The 4,057-nt window shown below is 61.6% G+C and carries 4 protein-coding genes; all 4 read right to left on the bottom strand.

Annotated features, from left to right (window positions below):
• On the bottom strand, positions 1–651 hold a 651-nt coding region (locus DBR24_RS33835; RefSeq protein WP_256591843.1), incomplete at its 3' end, for a PAS domain-containing protein.
• Positions 652–822: 171 nt separating this feature from the next.
• The gene (locus tag DBR24_RS25990) at positions 823–2,361 is read right to left on the bottom strand and encodes a cryptochrome/photolyase family protein (protein ID WP_128616140.1); all 1,539 of its coding nucleotides are present in this window, start codon (positions 2,359–2,361) and stop codon (positions 823–825) included.
• Between the two features lie 104 nt (positions 2,362–2,465).
• Positions 2,466–3,590, bottom strand: a complete 1,125-nt coding sequence (locus DBR24_RS25985) for an alkene reductase (RefSeq protein ID WP_128616139.1) — start codon at positions 3,588–3,590, stop codon at positions 2,466–2,468.
• Positions 3,591–3,687: 97 nt separating this feature from the next.
• On the bottom strand, positions 3,688–4,057 hold a 370-nt coding region (locus tag DBR24_RS33830), incomplete at its 5' end, for a type 1 glutamine amidotransferase domain-containing protein (RefSeq protein WP_256591841.1).

The following is a 4,057-nucleotide window of genomic DNA, read 5'->3' as shown; positions in this document are numbered from 1 at the left end:
GATCTGCGCGAACCGCCAGTCAGCGGTGGAGTCGATGGCGGCCGGGGCAATTCCATACGCCTGTTGCAGGGCTTCGTTCCAGATGATCTGGTTGGTGCGCAGATCCCAGTCCCATACCGCGTCGCGGGTGGCCTTGACCGCCAGGCGATAACGCTCCTGGGTTTCGAACAGCGAGCGGCCGGCCAGATGCTCACTGGTGCGGTCGCGCAGGATTTTGACGAAGCCGCCATGGCAATGGTTGTCGTCGTAAAGCGGCATCAACTCGCCCGATGCCCAGAACCGCTGCCCGTCCTTGCGCACATGCCAGCGTTCATCGGAGGCGCGTCCTTCCTGCAGGGCGCGCCGCATCTCCAGCTCGACACGGCCGGCTGCGCGGTCCTCGGGGGTGAAAAAGCGCTCGACACTCTGGCCGAGCATTTCTTCGGCGGTCCAGCCCATGACGTTGACGGCCCCGGTGTTCCACTCGGTGATTTTGCCCAACGGGTCGGTGACGACCATCGCGAAGTCGATCGCGCACTCGAAGATCGCCCGCACACGCGCCTCACTGCTGGCCAGTGCTGTGCGGCTCGCGGCCAGTTGCGCGGCGATATCGGGCGGGGCACCGACACCGGCTGCTCCCGAGCCGGTGTCGAGTGCCTGGCGCAGACGCATGACCTCTGCCTCCAGCGCCTCACGGGTAAGAAGTTTCAAAGTGTCCACTGCTCATGCCTTATTGAGGTCAGGGTCTGGGTTCATTCAACGTTCTGCGAACGAGTACGGATCACCCATTGACACGGCGCCTCATGGTTAAGTTGCACCCGTGAAGTCGCGCGTCGGCTGACCTCAGAGCGACTGCCCGTTGTCGAGCCTGTCGAGCAAGGCCTGGCCGCGTTGCCAGAGTGCCTGTTGTTTGGCTGACGGCATGCGATCGAGGTTTTTGTAGAGCATGGCCATGCGCTGATTGCTGCGCAGCCTGTCGCCGTGGCGCATCAGGAAATGCCAGTACAGGGCATTGAACGGACAGGCGTTGTCGGCGGTGCTTTCGCTCACCTTGTACGCGCAATTGGCGCAGTAGTCGGACATCCGCTTGATGTATTGGCCGCTGGCGCAGTAAGGCTTGGAACCGAGGTAGCCGCCATCGGCGTGCATGACCATGCCCAGGGTATTGGGCAATTCGACCCAGTCGAACGCGTCCATGTAGATCGCCAGGTACCACTCGCAGATCTGGCTCGGAACGATGCCGGCCAGCAAGGCAAAATTGCCGGTGACCATCAGCCGCTGAATGTGATGGGCATAGGCATGTTTCAGGCTTTGCCCGATGGCCTGGCGCATGCAGTTCATTTGCGTGTCGCCGGTCCAGTAGAACTCGGGCAATGGCCGGCTGTTGCCGAAGACGTTGCCCGCGGCGTAATCGGGCATTTTCAGCCAGTACACACCGCGCACGTATTCGCGCCAGCCAATCAGTTGGCGGATAAAGCCTTCGGCGGCATTCAGGGCCACGCGGCCTGACCAATAAGCTGCCTCGACGTCGCTGCACACCTGGCGCACATCGAGCAGTCCGATATTCAGCGCAGCACTGATGCGAGCATGGAACAGAAACGGTTCGTCGCTGGCCATCGCATCCTGATAGTCACCGAAACCGGCCAGCCCGAAATCGAGAAAATACTCCCACAACGCCTGGGCATCGGCGTGGGTCACCGGGTAGTTGAAGTCTTCCAGAGAGCCGTAGTGACCGGTGAAACGTGCTTTCACCAGTGCGCACACTTGCTCGGTGATGGCGTCCGCCGAGAAGCTGAGGGGGTAGGGCGGCTTGACCTGTTTGGGCAGTGATTTACGGTTGTCCGCGTCGAAGTTCCAGGCTCCGCCGACCGGCGTGCCATCGCCATTGAGCAACAGCCCGCTTTTACGGCGCATCTCGCGGTAGAAATACTCCATGCGCAACTGTTTTTTTCCGGCAGCCCACGCCGAGAATTCGCCGCGAGTGCAGAGAAAACGCCGGTCGCTGTGCCAATGGATCGGCACGCCACAGTCTTTGAGGGATTGCTCCAGACGCCAGTCGCCGGTTTCGGTCAGGTGCACTTCATCCGCGTTCAGGCGCGCCTGCCAGCGCTGCAATTCGCCCGGCACGCTGCCGCTGTTTTGCGCGTCGTCGAGAGTGACGTACTGCACGCGAAAGCCCTGGTTGGCCAACGCCTGCGCGAAGTGGCGCATGGCACTGAACACCAGGACAATTTTCTGTGGGTGATGGGGGACGTGGCTGGCTTCCTCCATCACCTCGACCAGCAGAACGGTATCGCGTTCGCGATCGAGCCCCTGCAACGAGGCGAGATCGAACGATAACTGGTCGCCGAGGACCAGGCACAGCCGGTGGATTGCTTTCATTCGAACGGATTCAGCCTGTTGAGCGGCGATAAAGTTGCCAGCAGTCGATAAAACCTCTGCTCAGATAGTTGTACGAAATTATGTGTTTGTATAGGTTTTTCTGATTAACCGGGATAAACCGGGTAATCGACGTAACCTTGCGCATCGCCGCCATAGACCGTGGCCGGGTTCAGCGCATTGAGTGGCCAGCCATTGGCGATTCGCGCAGGCAGGTCCGGATTGGCCATGAACGGCCGACCGAAGGCCACCAGGTCAGCGAGGCCGGAATCGAGCAACTGCGCCCCGGACTCGGGGGTGTAGCGCCCGGCGTAAATGATTGCGCCGCTGAACGTTTCGCGCACCGCCCGGCGGAAGGTTTCCGGCATGGCCGGGGCATTGTCCCAATCGGCTTCTGCAATGGACAAGTAGGCGATGCCGACGTCTTCGAGCACTTTGATCGCTTCGATATAGGTGCGGTGCGGATCGTCCTCGACCATGCCCAGGTAGGTGCGCGCCTCATCGGTGGTGGTGAACAGCGGGGCGAAACGCACGCCGACTTTTTCCTTGCCGATGCATTCGGCGACTCCCGCCACCACCTCGCGCAGAAAACGCAGGCGATTGTGCAGCGAGCCGCCGTACTGATCGGTGCGCAGGTTGCTGTGGGCGGAAATGAACTGGTTGACCAGATAACCATTGGCGCAGTGCAGTTCGATGCCGTCGAAACCGGCGTCGATCGCATTGCGCGCCGCCTGGATATACAGCTGAACCAGTTCCTGAACTTCGTCAGTGCTCAGTGCCCGAGGTGCGGAGGGCGGCACCAGTTCGCCACGGCCAGGCGCCGTTTCGATGAACACACTGACCCGGTCGGTGGCCACGGCAGACGCCGACACCGGTGCCGCCCCGTCAGGCTGCAGCGCGGTGTGCGAGACGCGACCGACGTGCCAGAGCTGGGCGAAGATCACGCCGTCGACGGCATGCACGGCCTCGGTGACTGCGCGCCATCCGGCGATCTGCTCGGCACTGTGGATGCCGGGCGTCCACGCATAACCCTGGCCACGCGGCTCGATTTGCGTACCTTCGGTCACCAGCAAACCGGCACCGGCGCGCTGCTGGTAATACTCGGCCATCAATGCATTGGCGATGTTGCCCGGTTGGCTGCTGCGCTGGCGGGTGAGGGGGGGCAGGACAATGCGGTTTTTCAGAGTGTGCAGGCCCAATTTGGCGGGCGTGAAGTAAGCGTGGTGGTTCATGGGTTACCTTTCAAGGGTTTATTAGACCAGTCAACTATTGGTCGAGCGTAAAAAAAACGCCGTGCATCACGCGCACGGCGTCTGGATCGGTCAGTCATCAGCCGAGCATGTTCAACAGCTTCTCGGCGACGGCAGCGGAGCTGGCAGGGTTCTGACCGGTCACGAGTTGGCCGTCAGCCACCACGTGTACCTGCCAGTCGGCGACCTTGGAATAGTGGCCGCCCAGACGCTGGAATTCGTCTTCGATCAGGAACGGCACGACCTCGGTCAGGCCCACCGCGGCCTCTTCGGAATTAGTGAAACCGGTGACTTCGCGGCCCTGAACCAGCGGCTTGCCATCTGCCTTGACCACGTGACGCAGCACGCCCGGCGCATGGCAGACAAAACCGTGAGGCTTGTTGCTGCGGTCGAAGGCTTCGATCAGGGCGATCGACTGCTTGTCCTCGGCCAGATCCCACAGCGGGCCG

The organism is Pseudomonas sp. HMWF006, assembly GCF_003061205.1.
Taxonomy (GTDB): domain Bacteria; phylum Pseudomonadota; class Gammaproteobacteria; order Pseudomonadales; family Pseudomonadaceae; genus Aquipseudomonas; species Aquipseudomonas monsensis.
This window is presented reverse-complemented; position numbering and strand designations above follow the sequence as displayed.

What these genes read in the sequence shown, in the direction of transcription:
- DBR24_RS25990 (WP_128616140.1), bottom strand. Translation starts at nt 2,361, where the DNA reads ATGAAAGCAATCCACCGGCTGTGCCTGGTCCTCGGCGACCAGTTATCG.
- DBR24_RS25985 (WP_128616139.1), bottom strand. Translation starts at nt 3,590, where the DNA reads ATGAACCACCACGCTTACTTCACGCCCGCCAAATTGGGCCTGCACACT.